Source organism: Agrobacterium sp. ST15.13.013 (assembly GCF_027956525.1).
GTDB classification, from domain to species: Bacteria; Pseudomonadota; Alphaproteobacteria; order Rhizobiales; family Rhizobiaceae; genus Agrobacterium; species Agrobacterium salinitolerans.
Genome location: NZ_JAQKGP010000010.1, coordinates 1 through 22,811, shown reverse-complemented (window position 1 = coordinate 22,811; position 22,811 = coordinate 1). Strand labels below are relative to the sequence as shown.

Here is a 22,811-nt window from a genome sequence, read left to right as displayed (position 1 = left end):
CTCACCCGCAAAGTGGCGCGGGGCGACCAGTCGACGGAATTTTCCTTTCAGATTCAGCCAGTTGAACGAACAAAAAGAATCCGGCAAAAATGAAATCGATTCGGCTGCGGAACAGTCTGCGAACGAATCGAATACGAATCGCTGACTCGATGGGATTCAGCTTTTGTTCTCCGCAATATCTGGTTGGTCAGGGCGCAGACCATACCAGATTGTGAATCCGGATAAGTCCTTGGCCGGATTCGGCTTTACAGCAAAGCCACCGGGCAGAAAATCCCGGAATCGGCTGTCAAGCGGCAATCCCGGAAAAACCGGTCCGAAACATGCATGAGGGACTGGATCAGAGCGCCTCGCCGGAAAGCAGACGCGGCGCATTCGCATCCGTCGTGCCGGCCGCCTGACCGATGAAATAGGATTTGAGACCCGGCAAACGATCCACGACCCCGAGACCGAAATCGCGCATGATACGGATAGGGCCAATATCGTTGGAGAAAAGCCGGTTCAGCACATCCGTCGTCACGCCCATCCGCAACGTGTCGAAGCGCCGCCAGGACTGATAGCGCTCCAGAACGTTGAGTGAGCCGATATCGAGGCCGAGCCGGTCGGCCTCGACCACGGTTTCGGCGAGAGCCGCCACGTCCTTGAAGCCGAGATTGAGGCCCTGCCCGGAAATCGGGTGAATGCCGTGCGCCGCATCGCCCGCAAGCGCGAAACGCGGCGCAACGAAAGAACGCGCCAGCGTCAGCCCCAATGGGAAACCGCGGCGGGGGCCGACCGGACGAAGAGGACCGAGCTTGTGACCGAACCGGCGTTCCAGCTCTTCCTCGAACACCAGGTCGTCGGAAGCCACCAGCCTGTCGGCATCGGCCGTGCGTTCGGTCCAGACGAGCGAAGAGCGGTTTCCCTTCAGCGGCAGGATGGCGAAGGGGCCCGATGGCAGGAAATGCTCCTCGGCGCAGCCCTCATGCGGTCGCTCATGCTCAACGGTCGTCACGATACCGGACTGATCGTAAGCCCAGTGCACGGTCTTGATTCCGGCCATGTCCCTGAGCGCGGAGCGAACGCCGTCACAGGCAATCAGCAATCGCGCTTCGAGCGTCGATCCGTCGGAGAGGCGAATGGCCGTCGATTGCGGACCCGCGGTAAAATCGGAAACACTGACACTGTGACGGATTTTTATGTCAAGACGCTCGCACAGGCCTCGCAATGCGCCCACAAGAGCAACGTTCGGAACCATATGGGCAAACGGCCTGCCTTCTTCCACGGCGCCGTCGAAAGTCAGGAACACGGGACGCACCGGATCGGCGGTCTTCGAATCGGTGACGATCATCTTGTGTATTGGCTGGGCTTCCGGCTCGATCTCGTTCCATATGCCGAAAACATCGAGCATCCGGGTGGCCGCTGCTATGATGGCGGATGCACGAACGTCCTTTGCCCAGACATCCTCGGGAGCGGCCTCAACCACCTGCACATCGAGATGCCGGGCCGCCTGCTTGATTGCGACAGCAACGGAAAGACCGACATATCCGCCGCCTGCCACCACTACGTCCAGCATCGCGCTTCTCCTCAAATCTTGTGCACGCATCATCCGGGCACTATAGACCATGTGACGTATTCCTACAGCCGGAGCAGGCCGAAAAAATGTCGCATCCCTCGCAAACGTCAGATCCGATGGCCAATCTCATCGCCACACTCGATCTTGAGAAGCTGGAAGAGAACCTGTTCCGGGGCGAAAGCCCGCAGATCGGCTGGCAGCGGGTTTTCGGCGGCCAGGTCATCGCGCAGGCACTGATTGCCGCGCAAAGGACCGTGGATGACGACCGTTTCGTGCATTCGCTGCATGCCTATTTCATGCGTCCCGGCGATCCGCTGGTGCCTATCGTCTACCAAGTGGAACGCATCCGCGACGGCGCGAGCTTCTGCACACGCCGCGTGGTCGCCATTCAGCATGGCAAAGCCATTTTTTCCATGTCGGCCTCGTTTCAGATTTTCGAGGATGGTTTCGACCATCAGATCAAAATGCCTGACGTGACGCCGCCCGAAAAACTGATGAGCGAAGAGCAGATGCAGGCGGCCTTTCTTGCCAAGGCACCCGCTTCTATCCGCAAATACTGGAGCAACAAGCGGCCGATAGAGATACGGCCGGTTTCGCTGACCCACTATATCTCGAAAGAAAAGCTGGAACCGCAGCAGGATATCTGGGTTCGCGCCGTCGGTGATGTGCCCGATGATCCGCGTCTGCAGTCGGCCATTCTCGCTTATCTCTCAGATATGACCCTACTCGACACCTCGCTCTACGCCCATGGAACAACGATCTTCGATCCCTCCATTCAGGTGGCTAGCCTTGATCACGCCATGTGGTTCCATCGCCCCTGCCGTCTGGACGACTGGCTGCTCTACACACAGGATAGCCCCAGCGCTGCCGGCGCACGCGGTTTGACCCGTGGCAATATTTTCACCAGACAGGGTGAACTGGTCGCCTCGGTGGCGCAGGAGGGTTTGATCCGCAAAAGGGCAAATGATTAAATAATGTGCTTTTTTCTAAAATCGCACATTTAATAGACGCAAATTTTGGCGACAAATGCTCCTTTTTCAGACGTCTTTCATATAAGTTTTATATTTCAATAGGTTAGATACACACTCAAAACTGGCACGCCCTTTGAATGTATGTCCGCAGTCGCTGTTACTGATCTGCCAGCGGCAGGAGAGTCGGCTCCGTGCCGAGGACAAAACAAAGGATGGGAAACCAGATGAAAATTGTGATGGCCATTATCAAGCCGTTCAAGCTGGATGAAGTGCGCGAAGCGCTCACCGGCGTCGGCATCCAGGGCCTGACCGTGACCGAGGTAAAGGGTTACGGACGCCAGAAGGGGCATACCGAGATTTATCGCGGCACGGAATATGCGGTGAGCTTCCTTCCCAAGCTGAAGATCGAGATCGCAGTTCCATCCGACGTCGTCGACAAGGCCGTTGAGGCGATCGCATCTGCGGCAAAGACCGGGCAGATCGGTGACGGCAAGATCTTCGTTTACTCTATCGAACAGGCCGTGCGCATCCGTACCGGCGAAACCAACACAGAAGCGCTTTGAAGCACGGCTGACAGGGGAGTTTACTAGCTATGCAACTCAACAAGTTTTCAACGCTCGGCAAGCTGGGCGCCGCAGCGGCGGCCCTGATGGCTCCGGCCATCGCCTTCGCCCAGGACGCCGCGCCGGCAGCAGCCGCAGCGCCCGTTCCGGAAAAAGCCGACACCGCATTCATGTATGTCGCGACGATCCTCGTGCTTTTCATGATCATTCCGGGTCTGGCCCTGTTTTACGGCGGTCTCGTCCGCACCAAGAACATGCTCTCCGTTCTCATGCAGTGCACGGTTGTCGGCGCAGTCATGATGCTCGTCTGGGTCATCTACGGTTACTCCTTCGCCTTTGGCGGCGGCACCGGCCCCTATTTCGGCGGCTTCGGCAAGCTGTTCCTGTCGGGCGTTTCGCTTGACAGCACGTCTGCGACCTTTTCCGAAGGCGTGGTGATCTACGAATACACCTTCATCGCCTTCCAGATGACCTTTGCGGCCATCACGCCAGCGCTGATCGTCGGCGCCTTTGCAGAGCGCGTGAAGTTCTCCGCCGTCATTCTGTTCACCATCCTGTGGGCCACCTTCGTTTATTTCCCGATCGCTCACATGGTCTGGGACGCAAACGGCCTGATCTTCGGCATGGGTGCTCTCGACTTCGCCGGCGGCACCGTCGTTCACATCAATGCCGGTATCGCAGGCCTGATCGGCGCGATCATGGTCGGCAAGCGCACCGGCTTCGGCAAGGACATGATGGCCCCTCACTCCATGACGCTCACTCTCGTCGGTGCAGCCATGCTGTGGTTCGGCTGGTTCGGCTTCAACGCCGGTTCCAACCTCGAAGCATCGGGCGGTGCGGTTCTCGCAACCATGAACACCTTCCTCGCAACTGCGGCCGCCATCGTTTCCTGGTCGCTGGTTGAAAGCTTCACCCGCGGCAAGGCCTCCATGCTTGGCGCCGCCTCGGGCATGATCGCCGGCCTCGTCGCCGTCACCCCCGCCGCCGGCTCCGTCGGCCCGATGGGCGCCATCGTTCTCGGCCTCATCGTCTCGCCGATCTGCTACTTCTTCGTCTCCGTGGTGAAGAACAAGTTCGGTTATGACGACACTGCCGACGTCTTCGGCGTCCACGGCATTGGCGGCATCATCGGCGCTCTCGGCACCGGCATCTTCACCTCACCGCTGCTTGGCGGCACGGGCAAGGAAGATTTCTCCATCGCCTCGCAGGTCTGGACGCAGTTCGTCGCCGTCGCCATCACCATCGTCTGGTGCGCCATCGTCTCCGCGATCCTCTACAAAATCGTCGACGTGATCGTCGGTCTGCGGGTTCCGGTCGAAGCCGAACGCGAAGGTCTCGACCTCGCAACCCACGGCGAAGCCGCCTATCATTCCTGATATCCGGGAAAAGGGGTTCTCCATCCCCTCTCCCAAAAGAAGGCCCGCTCCGGCGGGCCTTTTTCTTTGCCATAAATCCGAAGCGCTTCAAAAAACCGCATGGTTAACACGACATTAACCAGCAAGCGGTTAGTTTTCCCTGTCAATCCGGGATCAGGTCTCTTGCCGGATCTTGCCGAAACCACAAAACAACGGGTTCAGGGACATGGGCAGAATGCATTCTCCGACATTCGATGGTCGTCACACGCGCTTCGTGTTGACGGCGTTTTTCGTACGTCAGATCATGGCTCTCGCCGGTTTCGCTCTGCTGGCCACGATTGCACTGGGCATCGCAGCGCTCGCGACATGGAATGTCGCGGATCCGAGCCTTTCCTATGCGACAGGAAACCAGCCCACCAATCTTCTGGGCTATGGCGGTGCGATTTTCGCCGATATCGTGATGCAGTTCCTCGGGCTTTCTGCAATCATCTCCCTCCTGCCCGTCATCGCCTGGGCGATCGCGCTGATCGCCGGCCACAAATTCCACCGCATACCCGCTCGCCTCGTAGCCTGGGTCGCAGGCGCCATCGTCTGCGCCGCCTCGCTCGGCTGTTTTCCGGCCCCCGTGACATGGCCGCTGCCGAACGGCATCGGCGGCGTCATCGGAGACATGATCCTGCGTTTTCCCGCCCTTTTCATCGGTGCTTACCCCACCGGCACGATCGCCACGGTACTGGGTGTCATATTTGCGGCGCCTGCCGCATGGCTGATGCTTTTTGCCGCCGGTGTCGTTGGCGGTCTGGATGACGAGCTGGAACGCGAAGAAGCGGCTCCCGTCGCCACCAGCAAGGCCCGCGCAGCCCGTGAGGCCGAGGAGGAGGAGGAGGATGAAGACGACGGCGAGGGGTTCTTTGCCAATATGCTCGCCTTCGGCGCGCTGGCACATTACTGGTATACCACCCAGGCGCGCTTCCGCCGCCTGTTCGGTTTGAAGTCTAAATCCCTGCACGATGAATTCGAGCATCCTTATGACTTCAACGAATATGAATTCGGCACGCTGAACGAACCCTCACGCCTCAAGACCGCGATCAACCGCCTCGACCAGCGCGCGGAACCGTCTTTCGAAGAACGCGCCGCATCGCGTCGCCAGATGTCACCTCCCTCCATCGCGCTCGATCATGACGAGGACATGGATGACGAATCACGCTTCGACGCGGATGGACGCCGGCTGCCGGACGGCATTCTCTCCGACGACGAAACCGACCAGAAATTCACCGCCAGACAGGCGCCTGGTCGCGGGCAGACCAGAATAACCGCCCCTTCCGCACGCCCGAAACCCAGCGAACGCGTGGCGCGCGAAGCCCAAGCCTCCTTCATCGCCGCCGACGGCTTCCAGCTCCCCACCGTCCATCTTCTGGCAGAGCCTAAGAACGTCGTTCGCGACAATATGTTGAGCGAGGAAGTGCTGGAACAGAACGCCCGCCTTCTGGAAGGCGTTCTCGAGGATTTCGGCGTCAAGGGAGAAATCATTCATGTCCGCCCCGGTCCGGTCGTCACGCTCTACGAACTGGAACCGGCACCCGGCATCAAGTCCTCGCGCGTCATCGGCCTTGCCGATGACATCGCCCGCTCCATGAGCGCGATTGCCGCCCGTGTCGCCGTCGTTCCCGGCCGCAACGCCATCGGCATCGAACTGCCGAACCAGACACGCGAAACCGTCTTCCTGCGGGAACTGATCGGCAGCCGCGATTTCGAAAACAGCAAGGCCAAACTCGCCATGGCGCTCGGCAAGACCATCGGCGGTGAACCCGTCATCGCCGATCTTGCCAAGATGCCGCATCTGCTCGTCGCCGGCACCACCGGCTCGGGCAAGTCGGTCGCCATCAACACCATGATCCTGTCGCTGCTTTACCGCATGTCGCCAGAACAGTGCCGCCTGATCATGATCGACCCGAAAATGCTCGAACTGTCGATCTATGACGGCATTCCGCATCTGCTCTCTCCCGTCGTTACCGATCCGAAAAAGGCCGTCGTGGCGCTGAAATGGACAGTGCGCGAGATGGAAGAGCGCTACAAGAAGATGTCGAAGATCGGCGTGCGCAATATCGACGGCTTCAACAGCCGCGTGCAGCAGGCGCTCGACAAGGGCGAAATCCTCACTCGCACGGTGCAGACCGGCTTCGACCGCCAGACCGGCGAGGCGATATACGAGACGGAAGAATTCGATCTGAAGCCCCTGCCTTACATCGTCGTCATCATCGACGAAATGGCCGACCTTATGATGGTCGCCGGCAAGGACATCGAAGGCGCGGTGCAGCGTCTGGCGCAAATGGCGCGCGCCGCCGGCATCCATGTCATTATGGCAACCCAGCGCCCCTCCGTCGACGTCATCACCGGCACGATCAAGGCCAACTTCCCGACCCGAATCTCCTTCCAGGTCACGTCGAAGATCGACAGCCGCACAATCCTTGGAGAGCAGGGCGCCGAACAGCTGCTCGGCATGGGTGACATGCTCTATATGGCAGGCGGCGGGCGCATCCAGCGCGTACACGGTCCCTTCGTTTCCGACAACGAGGTGGAAGAGATCGTCGCCTATCTGAAGACGCAAGGCGCACCGGAATATCTGGAAGCGATTACCGAGGAAGATGACGAGGAAGGCAATGGCGGCGGCCCGGCCGGTGCCGGCAATTTCTCCGATTCCGAAGACCCATACGATCAGGCCGTGGCCGTCGTGCTTCGAGATGGCAAAGCCTCCACCTCCTACGTGCAGCGGCGCCTCGGCATCGGTTACAACCGCGCCGCCTCGCTGATTGAGCGCATGGAGCAGGAAGGCATCATCGGCCCCGCCAACCACGCCGGAAAACGCGAGATCCTCGTGCCGACGGAAGCAGACATCATCGAGCGGTAACGTCCGCAACCAAGCGGGGCGAAGAAGCGTTATTACACGCTTTCAACGTCATGAAGCCGCCGCCTTTTATGGGGACAATCGCTGCGATGAAGGAGAATAGAATGAACGACCTCACCACCGGCGAAACGGCCAACGCAAACACACCGCAAAACGGCGTGACGCGTCGTGGCGTGCTGACGGCATTTTCCATGGCCGCAATCATGGCCAGCCTGTCTCCGCTTGACGCTTTCGCCCAGGCGGCCGGCAATACCGCGACAGCGCAGAAAATCGCCAATCACTTCTCGTCGGTCAAAACCATGATGGGGGAATTCGTCCAGTTCGGCCCGCGCGGGGAACAGACCGGCGGAAAATTCTACATCGAACGCCCCGGCAAACTCCGCTTCAATTATGAAGACCCCTCGCCCATGCGTGTCATCTCCGACGGCAAGAATGTCGTCATCGGCAATATGAAGCTGAAGACGTGGGACCTTTATCCGCTTTCCAAAACGCCCCTCAGCCTGCTTCTTTCCGACAAGATCGATCTCAGTAACCAGAAGGTTCGGAACGTGAAGGAAGAATCCGACCTGACCACCATCGTACTGGGCGACAAGAGCGTCTTCGGTGATTCCACTATTACCCTGATGTTCGATCCGAAGACCTTCGATCTGAGGCAATGGACCACGACCGATGCCCAGAACAAGGACACGACCGTCATGATCTTCAACGTCCAGACCGGCGTGAACCTTGATGAGCGTGTCTTCAGCATCAATTACGAGGAAGTCCGCAGAGGCGGCTGACACATAAAAGCCGGTGGAAATTTTTCGAGAGGCGGCCCTGCGGTCGCCTTTTTCATTTTACCGCTAAAATACATTCCCGTTTTCGTCACGATGTTATAAGCCTGCGCCCCGGAAACTTGTCCCCGAACCGTGCGGTTTGCGGCAATAAAAGCGGAGCGGATGCATGTCGTTTTCGATAACCACCTGGAACATCAACTCGGTCAGGCTCAGAATGCCGATCGTTGAGCAGTTTCTGGTACGCTACAAACCGGACATTCTCTGCCTGCAGGAAACGAAATGCCCGAATGGCGAGTTTCCGATGAAGCCGCTGAAGGCGCTCGGTTATGAGCATGTCATCATCCATGGCCAGAAGGGCTATCACGGTGTCGCCATCGCCTCGAGGATCCCGCTGACCGAAGATCACCGACAGGACTATTGCGGTATCGGCGACGCACGCCACATTTCCGCAATTTTTGAGGTCGGATCGCGTCGCGTGCGGCTGCATAATTTCTACGTTCCTGCTGGCGGCGACGAGCCGGATCGGTCGATCAACCCGAAATTCGGCCACAAGCTCGATTTCATCGAGGAAATGAAGGCACTGCGCGCCGATGGCGTGCCCGGCACCTCCTCCATTCTCGTCGGCGACCTCAACATCGCGCCGCTCGAAAATGACGTCTGGTCGCACAAGCAGCTTTTGAAGATCGTCAGCCATACACCCGTCGAAACCGAAGGCATGCTGGATATCATGAGGAAGGGCAACTGGCTCGATCTGATGCGCCTGAATGTGCCGGAGACGGAAAAGATCTATACGTGGTGGAGCTACCGCGCCAAGGATTGGGAAGCTGCCGACCGCGGTCGCCGTCTCGACCATATCTGGTCCTCACAGGATCTCGGTTCCTCGCTTGAAAAAATCGAGATATTGCGTGAAGCCCGTGGCTGGAACCGACCATCGGACCACGTCCCCGTCACGGCCCATTTCCGCTTCTGAACGATAGAGTTTGCGTCACACGAAGCGGTTCTGCAAACGGGCCGCACCCGCCGCCAGCGCCGCGATATTGTCGCGAATGCGCGCCGACACGATATCGGCAACCTCCGGAAACTCCTCCACCAGCCGGTGAAAGAGGATGCGCGTTATCCGGATGACTTCGGAATCTTCCACTGCAATGGCGGTGAACTTCCTTTCACAGAGGGTAAAAAGCGCCAACTCCGAAAGCAACGCACCCTTGCCAGGCGTCGCCTGCAACAGGGGTTTGCCATCTCTTCCAGCCGTGAAAAGTTCGAAATGACCCGATGTCACGGCAAAGGCGCATTCTGCCGGCGAATGTTCCCGGAACAATGTCTGCCCTGCCGACACCCGGCGGCGTTCCGCACCGAAGGCGATGAGCCGCAACTGATCGTCACTGAACCCAGCAAATAACGGCACTTGCCCCAGCAGAATAATATCGTCCGTCAAGGCCATGTCGATCACTACTCCGGAAAGCTGCCTGCATCACTATAGCGGTTTTCCAATATCGGTCCTCAAAATACAAGACGTTGAAACGCCGCGCATCTTTTCAGGAGGCGCGGCGTGAGTTTTGCAGCGATGACAGAGCCTCGTCTCAGGGAACGATCTTGTAACCACCGTTCTCGGTCACCAGGATTTCGGCGTTGGAGGGATCCCGTTCGATCTTCTGGCGCAGACGATAGACATGCGTTTCGAGCGTATGCGTCGTCACACCGGAATTGTAACCCCAGACCTCTTCCAGCAGCACATCGCGCGTTACCACCGTGCTGCCGGCGCGGTAGAGATAACGGATGATGGCCGCTTCCTTTTCCGTCAGACGAATTTTCTTGCCGTCTTCAGTCGTCAGCAGCTTCTGGCTAGGCTTGAACTGATAGGGACCGACGGTGAAAACCGCGTCCTCGCTCTGTTCATACTGGCGCAGTTGGGCCCGGATGCGCGCAAGCAGCACGGCGAAGCGGAACGGCTTCGTCACGTAATCATTGGCGCCTGCTTCCAATCCGAGAATCGTATCGGAATCGGTGTCGTGCCCGGTGAGCATGATGATCGGTGCCTTGAAGCCGCCCTTGCGCAACAGCTTTACCGCCTCGCGGCCGTCCATGTCCGGAAGGCCGACATCCATGATCAAAAGATCGACCTGGGCGGTCTTGGCGGTCTGAATGGCCTGTGCGGCATTGGCGCCGTTGAGCAGCGAGAATTCCTCATAGGGAGACAATTGCTCGGTCAGCGTCTCCCGAAGATCGTCGTCATCGTCCACCAGAAGGATAGTGCGAGCCGTCATTCGGATTCTCAGCCTTTCTTACTTTAGCGCATCGGCCCAAAAATCAGGCTCGATTTTCGAGAAGCACGATACGTAGTTTAAAAGAGTTAGAGCGTCGCTTACGCATCCCAAAAGAGGCCCGGCGCTCTAATTATCAGCCAATTCAGCGGTTTGCCGATGAAAGGTCAACCCATTGCCATGATATAACGAAGTGCTATGACTTCACGTTAAATAACCTGCAAAGCAAAATCTCGTGAAAAACATGAGCACACAGCCCGTAAGACAACGTAAACGCGCATCGACGCTCATGGTTCGGCCAGCTCCCTCGAAAATCAGTCGCGCCATAGTCCAACTCGGGCACCTCAACTTTCCCGCAGCGATCGGCCGCAACGGCCGCACCGCATTGAAACGCGAAGGAGATGGAAAGTCTCCCATCTCCACCATCGGCCTGATGCACGGGTTTTACCGCGGCGACCGCCTTACCGGCATCGTCACGGCATTGCCGATGCAGCGAACACGCAAGTCCATGCTGTGGTGCGACGAGCCCCGCAGCCCGAATTACAACCGACTGGTTAACGCGCCCTTCGCCCCGAGCCATGAAGAGATGATGCGAAACGACAGCCTCTACGACGTCTGCCTGGTACTCGACTGGAACATCACCTCGAGAAGCCGCAACCGCGGCTCGGCGATCTTCATGCATCTTATCAGACCGGGATATGAGCCGACCGCAGGCTGTGTCGCCCTCCATCCCCGTGATATGCGGCGCATCCTGCCGCATCTGCGCAAAGGCACGAAAATCCGCATCCTGTGAATTTCAGACCGCAACCGGGCAACAAAAAACCCGCCATCAAGGCGGGTTTTTTTAGAGGGAAAAAGCCGGTTATTAAGCGGCTTCGTCCTGAGAATCGTCCTCTTCGACGGTCTTGCCGCGCTTGGGGCCCTTGGCAAGGTTGACTTCCACCAGGCGAACAGCCTCGGTTTCAGACATCTTGTTGACGGCGGCGATTTCGCGCGCCATGCGGTCGAGAGCAGCTTCATAAAGCTGACGCTCGGAATAGGACTGCTCCGGCTGGTTTTCCGCACGGTAGAGATCGCGCACGACTTCCGCAATCGCGATGAGATCGCCGGAATTGATCTTTGCATCATATTCCTGCGCGCGGCGCGACCACATGGTCCGCTTCACACGCGCCTTGCCCTGCACCACTTTCAGCGCCCGCTCGACAAAATCGCCTTCGGAAAGCTTGCGCATGCCGATGCTGACGGCTTTGGCGACAGGAACTTTAAGACGCATCTTGTCTTTTTCGAAATCAATGACAAAAAGCTCAAGCTTCATGCCGGCGACTTCTTGTTCCTCGATGGCAGAAATGGTACCGACACCATGAGCGGGATACACAATCGCTTCACCGGTCTTGAAACCGTGATGTGCTGGAGATTTCTTCTGCTGGGTCGTCATTCGTTCTAAAAACTCCCTGTTACATACCCGGGGATGCCGGGGTTGGGTCGGTCAGGCCCTGATGAGACGGGGGAACCGTCAGGTGACTCCGCACTGGTCCAGCCGTGCACGCAAAAACACACCTTCCCGTCTTGCGGGGTTCGATAACGTAAACGCTCGATATGTCACGGAAACCGCGTGCAAAAGAGGTGTTGCTTTCGTGGTGTTTTTGGGCACACAAATGCCACGCTGTGGATCAGTGTCGTTGGTGTACCACAAAAATAGGTGCAAATCAATAATTTGCTTCAACCGTGGCCGCAACATCACATGGCGGCCCGAGAACCGCCTAAAAATTAGCCGCAAAAATACTGTCGTCTGCTTCTAAACCGAGCCTTACGACAAAAGAAGCAAAAAAATTTCACTTACCGGGTGAAGAAACACGATAGCCTCTTAAACTCTTCGTAATTCCACGCCAATATCCGATTCGACTGAAAAGGCAAAATCCGCAAATTGGCGATGCTTTTTTATATTAAAGTGTGATTTTTGGAGGAATCCACGTCAAATGGGCTACAGAAACAATCCAAAACGCGAAAAACAGATCGAAAAAGCGCGCCAGCAGGCAATTGCCGAAAATGTCCAATTTCTTGATCCGGGTATTCTTTATGGAAGGGCAAGTACCGACGATATAGAATATTATTCCGCAGAGATGCTGGCTGCGAGCGCCGCTCACAGTTTCGAGGCGCTTTCACACTGGACCGGAGACGCTCCTCATATCAGCATTTCCCAGGTGGAGGGCGTTTCACCGCGGGATATTCCGGTAACGGTCCTGACCATTATCGGCCGCAATATGCCTTTCCTGTACGATTCTGTCATGGGCGAGGTCACCAGCACCTATCGCGGTCTTTACCTCGCGGTGCACCCGATCCTGGTGCCCGACGAAAGCGCGCAGGCGGGCTATCGTCTTGCGGAACCCGAGGATGATCCCGCTGAAAACGTCAGCCTCATCCAGCTGCATATCGCCCCACTCACACCGCAGGCCGTAGCGGCGCTGGAAGAAAGGTTGCGTTTCGTGCTGACGCAAGTCCAGTTTGCCTATCGCGACTGGCGGCCGATGCTGGCGAAACTCGATGAGGCGCTGGATGAATTGTCCAAGCGCGGTTCGTCACGGCGCAAGACCGAGCGTGCGGAAGCCGTCGAGTTCCTCAACTGGCTTCGCAACGACAATTTCACCTTTCTCGGCATGCGCGACTACACTTATTCCGGCAAGGGAAAGAACGCGAAGATCGAGCGCGGTGACGGCATCGGTCTCGGCAGCCTCAGCGATCCGGATGTACGCGTGCTGCGCCTCGGCAAGAACGCCGTGACGACGACGCCAGAAATCCTCGCCTTCCTCGACGGCCCGGATTTCCTCATCGTCACCAAGGCCAACGTGAAGTCCATCGTGCATCGTCGCGCCTATATGGACTATATCGGCATCAAGCGCTTCGACGAGGACGGCAATGTCATCGGCGAACTGCGCATCGTCGGCCTCTTCACCGCCACCGCCTATACGCGCTCGGTCAAGCAGATACCGCTGCTGCGCGCCAAGGTCGCGGAAGTCGAGCGGCATTTCGGCTTCGACCCGAACAGCCACTCCGGCCGCATCCTGCAGAATACGCTCGAGGCCTATCCGCGTGACGATCTCTTCCAGATCGAGACCGATCTTCTGATCCGCTTCGTCGAGCAGATCATGGAACTGAGCGACCGGCCGCGCGTGCGCGTGCTTGCGCGTATCGACCGTTTCGACCGTTTCGTTTCCGCCATCATCTTCGTTCCGCGCGAGGAGTATAATTCCTATGTACGCGAGAAGATCGGGGACTATCTGAGCAGGGTCTATGACGGGCATATTTCCGCCTATTACCCCGCCTTCCCTGAAGGCGCCGTCGCCCGCGTCCACTTCATCGTCGGCCGCACGGAAGGCAAGACGCCGCGCATCGCCCAGGACAAGCTCGAAGACGCCGTCAGCGACATTGCGGCGCGCTGGATAGACCATTTCGTCGCCCTCTCCGAGCCGGGCGCACCGGTGCTGGAGGTCGATCAGGCCTATCAGGAAGCCTACACGCCGGAAGAAGCGATCGGTGACATGCCGGATATTCTGGGCGCCGCAAAGGGCGAACCGGTCCGCATCGAATTTTACCAGCAGGAAGGTCAATCGGCGGAAACGCTGTCGCTGAAGATTTTCCACCGCGACGGCCATCTGCCGCTTTCGCGCCGCGTGCCTTTGCTCGAAAATCTCGGTTTCAACGTCATCAGTGAGCGCACCTTCGATATCGGCGTTGTTTCGGACGGCAAAAAGCGTGACATCGTGCTGCACGACATGGAACTGTCCGTCGCCAAGGGGACGACGCTCGATCTGGTGCATTATGGAGAGAAACTCGAAGAAGCGTTCCTAGCCGCCTTCTCCGGCAAGGTCGATAATGACAACTTCAACCGCCTGATCCTCGCCTGCGGCCTGACCGTGCGCGAAGTCTCCGTGCTGCGCGCCTATGCGCGTTATCTTCGCCAGACCGGCATCGTCTATTCACAGGAGCATATTTCCGAAACGCTCTATAAGTATCCGGCGATTTCCCGCAATATTTTCGCGCTGTTCAAGGCCGGCTTCGATCCGTCCGTCGACGAAAAGAAGCGGCTGAAGAAACTCGCCGAAATACACAAGGCAATCGAAGCGGCGTTGAGCGGCGTTCCCAATCTCGATGAGGACCGCACGCTCAGGCGTTACGTCAACGCCATCGATGCGACGCTGCGCACCAATTACTTCCAGAAAAATGCCGATGGCACGCCGCGTGACCTGTTGGCATTCAAGTTCGATCCCAAGCATCTGGACGGCCTGCCCGACCCACGGCCTTTCCGCGAAATCTTCGTCTACGGAACAGAAGTCGAAGGCGTGCATCTGCGTTTCGGCAAGGTCGCGCGCGGCGGTCTGCGCTGGTCGGATCGCGGTCAGGATTACCGCACGGAAGTGCTCGGTCTCGTCAAGGCGCAACAGGTCAAGAATGCGGTGATCGTTCCGGTCGGCGCCAAGGGCGGCTTCTTCCCGAAGAACCTGCCGGCCGGCGGCTCCCGCGACGAAGTCTTCAATGCCGGCCGCGAGGCCTACAAGACCTATATCCGCACCCTGCTGTCCATCACCGACAATATCGTCGACGACGCCATCGTGCCGCCAGCCGACACGTTACGGCTCGACGGTGACGACCCCTATTTCGTCGTTGCCGCCGACAAGGGAACGGCGACCTTCTCCGATACGGCGAACGGTCTTGCCCATGAGGCCGGTTTCTGGCTGGACGACGCCTTCGCATCGGGCGGTTCGGCCGGTTACGACCACAAGAAGATGGGTATTACCGCCCGGGGCGCCTGGGAAACGGTAAAGCGCCATTTCCGCGAAATGGATACCGACATCCAGACGACGCCCTTCACCGTGGCCGGCGTTGGCGACATGTCCGGCGACGTTTTCGGCAACGGTATGCTGCTGTCGGAAAAGATCAGGCTGATCGCGGCCTTCGATCACCGCGATATCTTCATCGATCCCGACCCGGATACCGACGGATCCTTTACTGAGCGCAAGCGGCTTTTCGAACTGCCGCGTTCCAGCTGGCAGGATTATGACCGTTCGACCCTCTCGGCCGGCGCGATGATCATCTCGCGTGCCGAAAAATCGGTGACACTGACGCCGGAAGCCGTGGCCGCCATCGGTCTCGATAAATCCGTCGCCACACCCTTCGAGATCATGACCGCCATCCTGAAAGCGCCAACCGATCTTCTGTGGTTCGGCGGCATCGGCACCTACATCAAGGCGGCGGTGGAAACCAATGCCGAGGTGGGTGACAGGGCGAACGACCCCATCCGCGTCAACGCAACTGAGCTGCGCGCCAAGGTCATAGGAGAAGGCGCCAATCTCGGCATCACCCAGAAGGGGCGCATTGCCTATGCGCTTTCGGGCGGGCGATGCAATTCCGACGCGATCGACAATTCGGCCGGCGTGAACTCCTCAGACGTCGAGGTCAACATCAAGATCGCGCTTGCCTCCGCCGTTAACAGCGGTCGCCTGACGATGCCGAAACGCAACCAGCTTCTCGCTTCCATGACGCCGGAGGTGGCGCAACTGGTGCTGCGCAACAACTACCTGCAATCGCTGGCGATTTCATTGACGGAGCGGCTGGGGCTCGCCAACCGCGAAGAACTCGGCCGCCTGATGAGCGCGCTGGAGGCGACCGGACAACTGAACCGCAAGGTCGAGACCCTGCCGGACAATGCCGAATTCAGCGAAAGATACGCCATCGGCAAACCGCTGACCCGGCCGGAAATTGGCGTGCTCCTCTCCTATGCCAAGCTCACTTTGTTCGATGCATTGGTGGCAAGCCCGCTTCCGGACGAACCCTATCTCCAGCATCTGCTGGTCGATTATTTCCCGGCCAAGATGCAGAAGAATTATGCGGACGACATCAAGGCGCATCGTCTGCATCGCGAAATCGTCGCGACCGCGCTCGCCAATGCCGTCGTCAATCGTGGTGGCCCGGGCTTCGTGCAGAAACTCGCCGATGCGAGCGGCCTTCTGGCGGCCGACGTCGTCAAGGCGGCGGTGATCGTCGAGGATGGTTTCGGTCTCAAACGCCTGTGGAGCGAAGTCGACGCGCTGGACGGCAAGGTCGGAGGGGAAGTCCAGAACGGGCTTTATGCCATGATCACGCGCATTTTCTCCGACGCGAGCAGGCTTTACCTGCAAACCGGGAGCGCAGGTGCGGCCGCGGGTGACATGGCGACCGAAATCGAGCGACTGAAAACCGCAATCAAGACGCTGTCGCCGGCAGCGGCGAAGTATCGCCGCGAACTCGGCGTGACGGAAATCGATGGCGTTCCTTCCGGTCTTCTGGAGGAACTCGATACGCTTTCCCTACTCGTCTATGTGCCAGAGATCATGCGCATCGCCGAAAGCGCTGGCACAACGCTCGCCCGCGCTGCCGAAAGCTATGCCACCGTCTCCTCGACCTTCCGTGTCGCGCGCCTCTTGGATGCAAGTCAGCGCATCACCCCGGCGGATCATTATGAGAGCCTGGCTCTCCTGCGCAGCCAGGACCAGATTTCCTCGTCGCGACGCCGGATTGTTATCTCCGCACTAACAGAATATGCCAAGGAGAAGGATCCGGTCCAGGCCTGGTATGCGGCGGACCGCGTGCGGGTCAACCGCATCGTCTCCGAACTCGGCGCACTCAGCGACAGCGGTGATACCAACCTTGCCCGTCTGACGGTCGCGGCCGGGCTGCTTGGCGATATCGTTCAGGTACGCTGATCGGCAGCCTCAAAAACGCCATCCGGGTCCCCCCGGATGGCCCCAGACAAGGCGGATGCGCCTGCATCACACATTTTATTCCTGATTTTCCGATAGGACGATGAATGACTGTCCCTCCCCCAAATGCGGAAACAGCAGTTGCCAAACGCGGCATCTGGGGCTGGGTGATGTTTGACTGGGCGGCGCAGCCGTTTTTCACGGTCGTCACGACCTTCGTTTTCGGGCCTTATTTCGTCGCGCGGCTCACCGACGATCCGATTTCGGCGCAGGCGACATGGAGCAACATGGCGACGGTGTCGTCGATCATCATCGCCCTCTTCTCCCCCATTCTCGGCTCCATCGCCGACCAGTCCGGCGCACGCAAGCCCTGGATCGCCTTTTTTGCCGTCATCAAGATTGTCAGTCTCTTTTTCCTCTGGTTTGCCGCGCCCGGTTCGCCGCTCATCCTTCCAATCGTCTGCATGATCCTCGCTTCCATCGCAGCGGAATTTTCCATCGTCTTCAACGATTCCATGATGCCGCGCCTGACCAACCCGCAAAATGTCGGGCGCATTTCCAATCTCGCCTGGGGACTCGGTTATCTCGGCGGTATGGTGGTGCTGATTGCCGTGGTGACGCTTCTCGCCGCCAATCCACAGACCGGCGTGACCATCGCCGGTATCAAGCCCCTTTTCGGCCTCGATCCTGCAACCGGCGAGGACGCCAGAATAACCGGCCCGCTCGCCGCACTCTGGTATCTCATTTTCATTCTACCGATGTTTCTTCTCACTCCCGATGCTGAAAAAGGTCTGCCCTTTGCCGCCGCAATCCGCTCGGGATTGGGGGAACTGAAGATCACGCTGCGCGAACTGCGATACCGCCCGATGCTGTTGCGGTTTTTGATTGCGCGCATGCTCTATCAGGATGGCGTCAATGGCGTTCTTATTCTGGGCGGGGCCTTCGCCGCCGGCATGTTCGGCTGGGCGACGATGGAAATCGGCCTCTTCGGCATCCTGCTCAATGTCGTCGCCATTGCCGGCTGCTTTGCCGCCGGACGTGTCGACCAGAAACTCGGGTCGCACATCACCATCCTCATCAGCCTCGTGCTCCTGTTGCTGGCCACGCTCGGAATCGTCTCGACGGAAAAGGGCTCGACGCTGTTTGGCTGGATACAATTATCCACGGCGGACAATGGCGGCATCTTCGCGACAGGCGCGGAAAAGGCCTATCTGCTCTATGGCGTTTTGATCGGCCTCGCCTTCGGCCCCGTCCAGGCATCGTCCCGCTCTTATCTCGCCCGAAATATCACCGTGGCAGAAGCGGGTCGTTATTTCGGCATCTACGCGCTTTCCGGACGCGCCACCAGTTTCATGGCGACACTGTCATTTTCCATAGCAACCTACATAAGCGGCTCCGCCCATATCGGCATGGCCACGCTCATCGTATTTCTGGGGGCAGGTTTCCTGCTCCTGTTGCGCGTACCGGAAAGAACGGCAGGCTAAGAGCCAGAAGCAAAAGCCGATGCGGTTTGCTGAAACCGGTCATCGGCCCGACAGGATCAAAGCTGATCGAGCTTTTGCTGCAATGCGCGCAACTGCGCCTTCAACTCATCGATTTCGGATGCATTCGGCTTGCGGGTTTCCTTGGGCGCCTGCGGCATTGCGAAAGGTGTGAAACCCTGCATCGCCTGCCGGAACAGTTCCGTATTGCGGCGGATCTGCTCTTCCATCATTTGCAGCGGCGCCTGAAAATTGCGGGCAAGCGAACCATCGCCGAAAGCCTTGGCCATATGCTCCTGCATCTGGCTCTGCTGATCGGAGAAGGTCTTCATAGAATGTTCGAGAAATGTCGGCACGACCATCTGCATCTGGTCGCCGTAATAGGAGATCAATTGCCGCAGAAACGCCGTCGGCAGCAAGGTATTGCCGGTTTTGGCTTCCTGTTCGACGATGATCTGCGTCAGCACCGCATGCGTGATGTCTTCGGACGACTTGGCATCCTGAACCTTGAAGTCCTCGCCGCGCTTGACCATCTGCGCCAGATCATCGAGCGTCACATAGGTGCTGGTGCCGGTATTGTAGAGCCGCCGGTTGGCGTATTTTTTAATGATTGTTTCGCCGTCGTGTTTCGCCATGCCCGCCTCCTCGCGATGATGGTATTTTCTTGTTTTTTGGTGTTATTGCTCTTCCCGGCGCAAAGTGTATGCGCAAAACGAGCCCTCTGACAAATGTTTTGTGCATCGCAACAGTTTGTTTTTTGCGCAGCAATTTTCCGCAAGATTTCGGCGTGATTTAGCAACATCTTTTAAAGCAACTTTCGCCATTTGACTTGTATTGAAAGCTTTGCCAGTCTCCGCCCGCAAGTGAGGAGAAAACTGATGACCCTGCCTTCAATCGTGATTGCCAGCGCCGCGCGCACAGCCGTCGGCTCCTTCAATGGCCACTTCGCCAATACGCCAGCCCATGAGCTCGGGGCGTCCGTCATCAGCGCCGTGCTGGAGCGCGCCGGTGTCGCGGCAAACGAAATCGACGAAGTCATTCTCGGTCAGGTCCTGACGGCGGGCGAGGGGCAGAACCCGGCGCGGCAGGCTGCCATGAAGGCCGGCATACCACAGGAAGCGACCGCCTTCGGCCTCAATCAGCTTTGCGGCTCCGGTCTACGCGCCGTGGCCCTCGGCATGCAGCAGATCGTCACCGGCGACGCGAACATCGTCATTGCCGGCGGCCAGGAATCCATGTCCATGGCGCCCCATTGCGCGCACTTGCGCGGCGGCGTGAAGATGGGCGATTTCAAGATGATCGACACCATGCTGAAAGATGGCCTCACCGACGCCTTTTACGGTTATCACATGGGCATCACCGCCGAAAACATCGCCCGCCAATGGCAGCTTTCCCGTGATGAGCAGGACCAGTTCGCAGTCGCATCGCAAAACAAGGCCGAAGCCGCGCAAAGCGCCGGCCGTTTTGCAGATGAGATCGTGGCTTTCACGGTGAAGGGCCGTAAAGCCGATATCGTCATCGATACGGATGAGCATATCCGCGCTGGAGCTTCGCTGGAAACCATGGCCAAGCTGCGCCCCGCCTTCGACAAGGAAGGTACGGTCACGGCCGGCAACGCCTCCGGTCTGAACGATGGCGCAGCCGCTACACTTCTGATGTCGGAACAGGAAGCGGCAAAGCGTGGCATCAAGCCGCTGGCGCGTATTGCCTCCTGGGCGACGGCCGGTGTCGATCCGCAGATCATGGGCACCGGCCCCATCCCTGCGTCGCGCAAAGCGCTGGCCAAGGCCGGTTGGTCGATCAACGATATCGGCCTTGTCGAAGCCAACGAGGCCTTTGCCGCCCAATCCTGCGCGGTCGTGCGCGAACTGGGCCTTAACCCTGACATCGTCAACGTCAATGGCGGAGCGATTGCCATCGGCCATCCGATCGGCGCTTCGGGCGCGCGCGTCCTGAACACGCTGATTTTCGAAATGCGCCGCCGTAACGTGTCGAAGGGTCTCGCAACGCTCTGCATCGGTGGTGGCATGGGTGTCGCCATGTGCATCGAAGCACTCTGAAACCGCCTCACGACTTGCCAAAAAGCAATTCCGGTTCAGCGCGCAATAGGGTAGAAGCGGCCTCCCATTGGCCGCATTTCTGTGGCCGGTGAGCACGACGAACAAGTTCTGCAAGATATGGAAGCATCCTCGTATATGCAGGCGCTTCAGTGACAGGTCATGGAGGCCGATATGAGCCGGGTTGCGTTGATTTCCGGCGGGACGAGCGGCATAGGCGCCGCAATTGCCCGCGCCCTGCAGGCGGCCGGCTACCGGGTGGCCGTCAATTACGCCTTCACGACGGACAGGGCGGAAGCATTCCAGAAAGAAACCGGCATCCCCGCTTTTCAATGGGATGTGCGCGACTATGACGCCTGCGTCAATGGCATAGCCAGGGTAGAAGAGACCTTCGGTCCCGTCGAGGTGCTCGTCAACAATGCCGGCATCACCCGCGATGCGATGTTCCATAAAATGTCGCCGCAGCAATGGCGCGAGGTGATCGACACCAACCTCACCGGTGTGTTCAACATGACCCACCCCGTATGGCCGGGCATGCGCGACCGCGGCTTCGGCCGCATCGTCAACATCTCCTCCATCAATGGCCAGAAAGGTCAGGCGGGACAGGCCAATTATTCCGCCTCCAAAGCGGGCGACATCGGCTTCACCAAGGCGCTCGCCCAAGAAGGCGCCAGCCGTAACATCACCGTTAATGCCATCTGCCCCGGCTATATCGGCACGGAGATGGTAAGAGCGATACCGGAAAAGGTTCTGGCTGAGCGGATCGTGCCGCAAATTCCCGTTGGACGGTTGGGCGAACCGGAAGAAATCGCGCGCTGCGTTCTGTTTCTGGTGTCGGACGAAGCGGGCTTCATCACCGGCTCCACCATGACCGCCAATGGCGGGCAATATTTCGCCTGAGATCAGCTGCCCTTCCCTCTAATGGCAGTTCAGTCAGTAAACTTTTCGTGATAATGATGCTGCTCGATCTGCCACGCACAAAAACTTGACCAGGAAATACTGGAAAGTATAAATCGCTAAACTAATGAAAATACGATAGTTTTCGTTTAGTTTAGAATGAGTCTAGAAATGTAGCATCGATTCAAAAATAGGTTTTTCTTGACAGTGGGTGTCCTGTTTTGGTTTAAGAATGAAAACAACGTGTTGCGTCATACAGGCAGTCCATCATGCTGGTTTGCAGCTGCAATTACATTACCGATCACGATATCCGGGACGTCATCAACGAGCTCCTCGATGAGGACTGTTGGCAATTGATCGTTCCTGCAAAAGTGTATCACGCCATGGAAAAACGCGGTCGCTGCTGCGGCTGTTTTCCAACCGTTGTTGACCTGATCATCAAGACCACTGAAGAATATCACGCCCGTCGCCACTCGACTGAGGCCGATGTTTTTGATTTTATGTCCCGCCTGAAGAGATTCCATGAAGACAACAGGAGAGCGGACATTGAAAGGCGACAAAAAAGTCATCGAGCGGCTTAACGAGGCCCTTTTCCTCGAACTCGGTGCGGTGAACCAATATTGGCTGCACTACCGGCTGCTGAACGACTGGGGCTACACCAAGCTCGCAAAGAAGGAGCGTGCCGAATCCATCGAAGAGATGCAGCACGCTGACAAGATCATTGATCGTATCATCTTCCTCGAAGGTCATCCCAACCTTCAGACGCTGGCGCCGCTGCGGATTGGCCAGAACGTGAAGGAAGTGCTTGAAGCCGATCTGGCTGGCGAATACGACGCCCGGACCTCCTACAAGAAATCGCGTGACATCTGTTCCGAGGCCGGAGACTATGTCTCCATGAAGCTGTTTGAGGCCCTGCTGATCGACGAGGAAGGCCATATCGACTTTCTCGAAACCCAGCTCGAACTGCTCGGCAAGATCGGCGAGGAAAAATACGGCCAGCTCAACGCCGATTCCGCCAACGAAGCAGAATAAGCACTGGCGACAAAACAGAAAAGGCGGCCAAGGCCGCCTTCAGACCGCTGACAAACCCGTCGATATTTTCGGCGGGTTTTTTCTTTTTCGGGATGATGACGTTTTATTGTCGTCTTTTGCGGGTGAACGGGAGATAAGATGAGCCTCGTTTCCTCATCCCCAGGCGGGTTTGGGTGCTTTCGTGAGCGCCATCGCTATTTTCTTGATGTTCTGGGCGCTCGCGGCGA

At 58.1% G+C, this 22,811-nt stretch carries 18 protein-coding genes; 13 read left to right on the top strand and 5 right to left on the bottom strand.

The features are described 5' to 3' along the window. Positions 1–337 precede the first annotated feature (337 nt). On the bottom strand, positions 338–1,612 hold the full coding sequence (locus PL597_RS12020) for a ubiquinone biosynthesis hydroxylase (RefSeq protein ID WP_416372226.1): 1,275 nt from the start codon (positions 1,610–1,612) through the stop codon (positions 338–340). A 26-nt stretch (positions 1,613–1,638) separates the two neighbouring features. Here PL597_RS12020 and tesB point away from each other — a divergent pair, with 26 nt between their 5' ends. The 6 genes from tesB (at position 1,639) to PL597_RS11990 (ending at position 9,092) form a co-directional block, all read left to right on the top strand. Then, positions 1,639–2,523: an acyl-CoA thioesterase II gene (tesB, locus tag PL597_RS12015; protein ID WP_271365231.1), complete on the top strand. Its 885-nt coding sequence runs from the start codon at positions 1,639–1,641 to the stop codon at positions 2,521–2,523. Positions 2,524–2,735: 212 nt separating this feature from the next. Beyond that, positions 2,736–3,086: a P-II family nitrogen regulator gene (locus tag PL597_RS12010; RefSeq protein ID WP_004444057.1), complete on the top strand. Its 351-nt coding sequence runs from the start codon at positions 2,736–2,738 to the stop codon at positions 3,084–3,086. A gap of 29 nt (positions 3,087–3,115) precedes the next feature. Further along, the gene (locus tag PL597_RS12005) at positions 3,116–4,462 is read left to right on the top strand and encodes an ammonium transporter (RefSeq protein WP_089153197.1); all 1,347 of its coding nucleotides are present in this window, start codon (positions 3,116–3,118) and stop codon (positions 4,460–4,462) included. Positions 4,463–4,676: 214 nt separating this feature from the next. Next, a complete protein-coding gene (locus PL597_RS12000) occupies positions 4,677–7,349 on the top strand; it encodes an FtsK/SpoIIIE family DNA translocase (protein WP_271365230.1) in 2,673 nt (890 codons plus the stop codon). Between the two features lie 50 nt (positions 7,350–7,399). Then, a complete protein-coding gene (locus tag PL597_RS11995; protein ID WP_165691077.1) occupies positions 7,400–8,125 on the top strand; it encodes an outer membrane lipoprotein carrier protein LolA in 726 nt (241 codons plus the stop codon). 163 nt (positions 8,126–8,288) lie between these two features. After that, entirely contained in the window at positions 8,289–9,092 is an 804-nt protein-coding gene (locus PL597_RS11990) for an exodeoxyribonuclease III (protein ID WP_137412327.1), read from the top strand. Between the two features lie 15 nt (positions 9,093–9,107). Here the strand turns inward: PL597_RS11990 and PL597_RS11985 are convergent, their stop codons facing one another. Together PL597_RS11985 and PL597_RS11980 are read right to left on the bottom strand one after the other, a co-directional pair. Beyond that, positions 9,108–9,563, bottom strand: a complete 456-nt coding sequence (locus PL597_RS11985; RefSeq protein WP_006310945.1) for a cyclic nucleotide-binding domain-containing protein — start codon at positions 9,561–9,563, stop codon at positions 9,108–9,110. A gap of 139 nt (positions 9,564–9,702) precedes the next feature. After that, positions 9,703–10,386 (bottom strand): response regulator transcription factor, encoded by a 684-nt coding sequence (locus PL597_RS11980; RefSeq protein ID WP_077981300.1) that lies wholly within the window; start codon positions 10,384–10,386, stop codon positions 9,703–9,705. 286 nt (positions 10,387–10,672) lie between these two features. Here PL597_RS11980 and PL597_RS11975 point away from each other — a divergent pair, with 286 nt between their 5' ends. Next, positions 10,673–11,176 carry a L,D-transpeptidase family protein gene (locus PL597_RS11975; RefSeq protein ID WP_089153196.1) on the top strand — a complete coding sequence of 168 codons (504 nt, stop codon included), beginning with the start codon at positions 10,673–10,675 and terminating at the stop codon, positions 11,174–11,176. 72 nt (positions 11,177–11,248) lie between these two features. On the opposite strand, the gene PL597_RS11970 is transcribed toward PL597_RS11975, so the two are convergent. Continuing rightward, positions 11,249–11,818, bottom strand: a complete 570-nt coding sequence (locus PL597_RS11970; protein WP_003505223.1) for a CarD family transcriptional regulator — start codon at positions 11,816–11,818, stop codon at positions 11,249–11,251. Positions 11,819–12,359: 541 nt separating this feature from the next. Here PL597_RS11970 and PL597_RS11965 point away from each other — a divergent pair. Beyond that, entirely contained in the window at positions 12,360–17,120 is a 4,761-nt protein-coding gene (locus PL597_RS11965) for an NAD-glutamate dehydrogenase (protein WP_271365228.1), read from the top strand. 104 nt (positions 17,121–17,224) lie between these two features. Further along, a complete protein-coding gene (locus PL597_RS11960) occupies positions 17,225–18,601 on the top strand; it encodes an MFS transporter (RefSeq protein WP_271365227.1) in 1,377 nt (458 codons plus the stop codon). Between the two features lie 56 nt (positions 18,602–18,657). Here PL597_RS11960 and phaR read toward each other — a convergent pair whose 3' ends face one another. Then, positions 18,658–19,233, bottom strand: a complete 576-nt coding sequence (gene phaR, locus PL597_RS11955) for a polyhydroxyalkanoate synthesis repressor PhaR (protein WP_003520279.1) — start codon at positions 19,231–19,233, stop codon at positions 18,658–18,660. Positions 19,234–19,476: 243 nt separating this feature from the next. Between phaR and PL597_RS11950 the strand changes: the two genes are divergently transcribed. From PL597_RS11950 to bfr, 4 genes are all read left to right on the top strand, one after another. Further along, positions 19,477–20,658: an acetyl-CoA C-acetyltransferase gene (locus PL597_RS11950; protein ID WP_142912917.1), complete on the top strand. Its 1,182-nt coding sequence runs from the start codon at positions 19,477–19,479 to the stop codon at positions 20,656–20,658. 171 nt (positions 20,659–20,829) lie between these two features. Next, a complete protein-coding gene (gene phbB, locus PL597_RS11945) occupies positions 20,830–21,555 on the top strand; it encodes an acetoacetyl-CoA reductase (RefSeq protein WP_003520276.1) in 726 nt (241 codons plus the stop codon). A 266-nt stretch (positions 21,556–21,821) separates the two neighbouring features. Further along, positions 21,822–22,133, top strand: a complete 312-nt coding sequence (locus PL597_RS11940) for a (2Fe-2S)-binding protein (RefSeq protein WP_077983626.1) — start codon at positions 21,822–21,824, stop codon at positions 22,131–22,133. Further along, positions 22,099–22,584, top strand: a complete 486-nt coding sequence (bfr, locus tag PL597_RS11935; protein WP_131829419.1) for a bacterioferritin — start codon at positions 22,099–22,101, stop codon at positions 22,582–22,584. Before PL597_RS11940 ends, bfr begins: the two co-directional genes overlap by 35 nt. Positions 22,585–22,811 lie beyond the last annotated feature (227 nt).

What these genes read in the sequence shown, in the direction of transcription:
- tesB (WP_271365231.1), top strand. Translation starts at nt 1,639, where the DNA reads ATGTCGCATCCCTCGCAAACGTCAGATCCGATGGCCAATCTCATCGCC.
- PL597_RS12010 (WP_004444057.1), top strand. Translation starts at nt 2,736, where the DNA reads ATGGGAAACCAGATGAAAATTGTGATGGCCATTATCAAGCCGTTCAAG.
- PL597_RS12005 (WP_089153197.1), top strand. Translation starts at nt 3,116, where the DNA reads ATGCAACTCAACAAGTTTTCAACGCTCGGCAAGCTGGGCGCCGCAGCG.
- PL597_RS12000 (WP_271365230.1), top strand. Translation starts at nt 4,677, where the DNA reads ATGCATTCTCCGACATTCGATGGTCGTCACACGCGCTTCGTGTTGACG.
- PL597_RS11995 (WP_165691077.1), top strand. Translation starts at nt 7,400, where the DNA reads ATGAAGCCGCCGCCTTTTATGGGGACAATCGCTGCGATGAAGGAGAAT.
- PL597_RS11990 (WP_137412327.1), top strand. Translation starts at nt 8,289, where the DNA reads ATGTCGTTTTCGATAACCACCTGGAACATCAACTCGGTCAGGCTCAGA.
- PL597_RS11985 (WP_006310945.1), bottom strand. Translation starts at nt 9,563, where the DNA reads ATGGCCTTGACGGACGATATTATTCTGCTGGGGCAAGTGCCGTTATTT.
- PL597_RS11980 (WP_077981300.1), bottom strand. Translation starts at nt 10,386, where the DNA reads ATGACGGCTCGCACTATCCTTCTGGTGGACGATGACGACGATCTTCGG.
- PL597_RS11975 (WP_089153196.1), top strand. Translation starts at nt 10,673, where the DNA reads ATGGTTCGGCCAGCTCCCTCGAAAATCAGTCGCGCCATAGTCCAACTC.
- PL597_RS11970 (WP_003505223.1), bottom strand. Translation starts at nt 11,818, where the DNA reads ATGACGACCCAGCAGAAGAAATCTCCAGCACATCACGGTTTCAAGACC.
- PL597_RS11965 (WP_271365228.1), top strand. Translation starts at nt 12,360, where the DNA reads ATGGGCTACAGAAACAATCCAAAACGCGAAAAACAGATCGAAAAAGCG.
- PL597_RS11960 (WP_271365227.1), top strand. Translation starts at nt 17,225, where the DNA reads ATGACTGTCCCTCCCCCAAATGCGGAAACAGCAGTTGCCAAACGCGGC.
- phaR (WP_003520279.1), bottom strand. Translation starts at nt 19,233, where the DNA reads ATGGCGAAACACGACGGCGAAACAATCATTAAAAAATACGCCAACCGG.
- PL597_RS11950 (WP_142912917.1), top strand. Translation starts at nt 19,477, where the DNA reads ATGACCCTGCCTTCAATCGTGATTGCCAGCGCCGCGCGCACAGCCGTC.
- phbB (WP_003520276.1), top strand. Translation starts at nt 20,830, where the DNA reads ATGAGCCGGGTTGCGTTGATTTCCGGCGGGACGAGCGGCATAGGCGCC.
- PL597_RS11940 (WP_077983626.1), top strand. Translation starts at nt 21,822, where the DNA reads ATGCTGGTTTGCAGCTGCAATTACATTACCGATCACGATATCCGGGAC.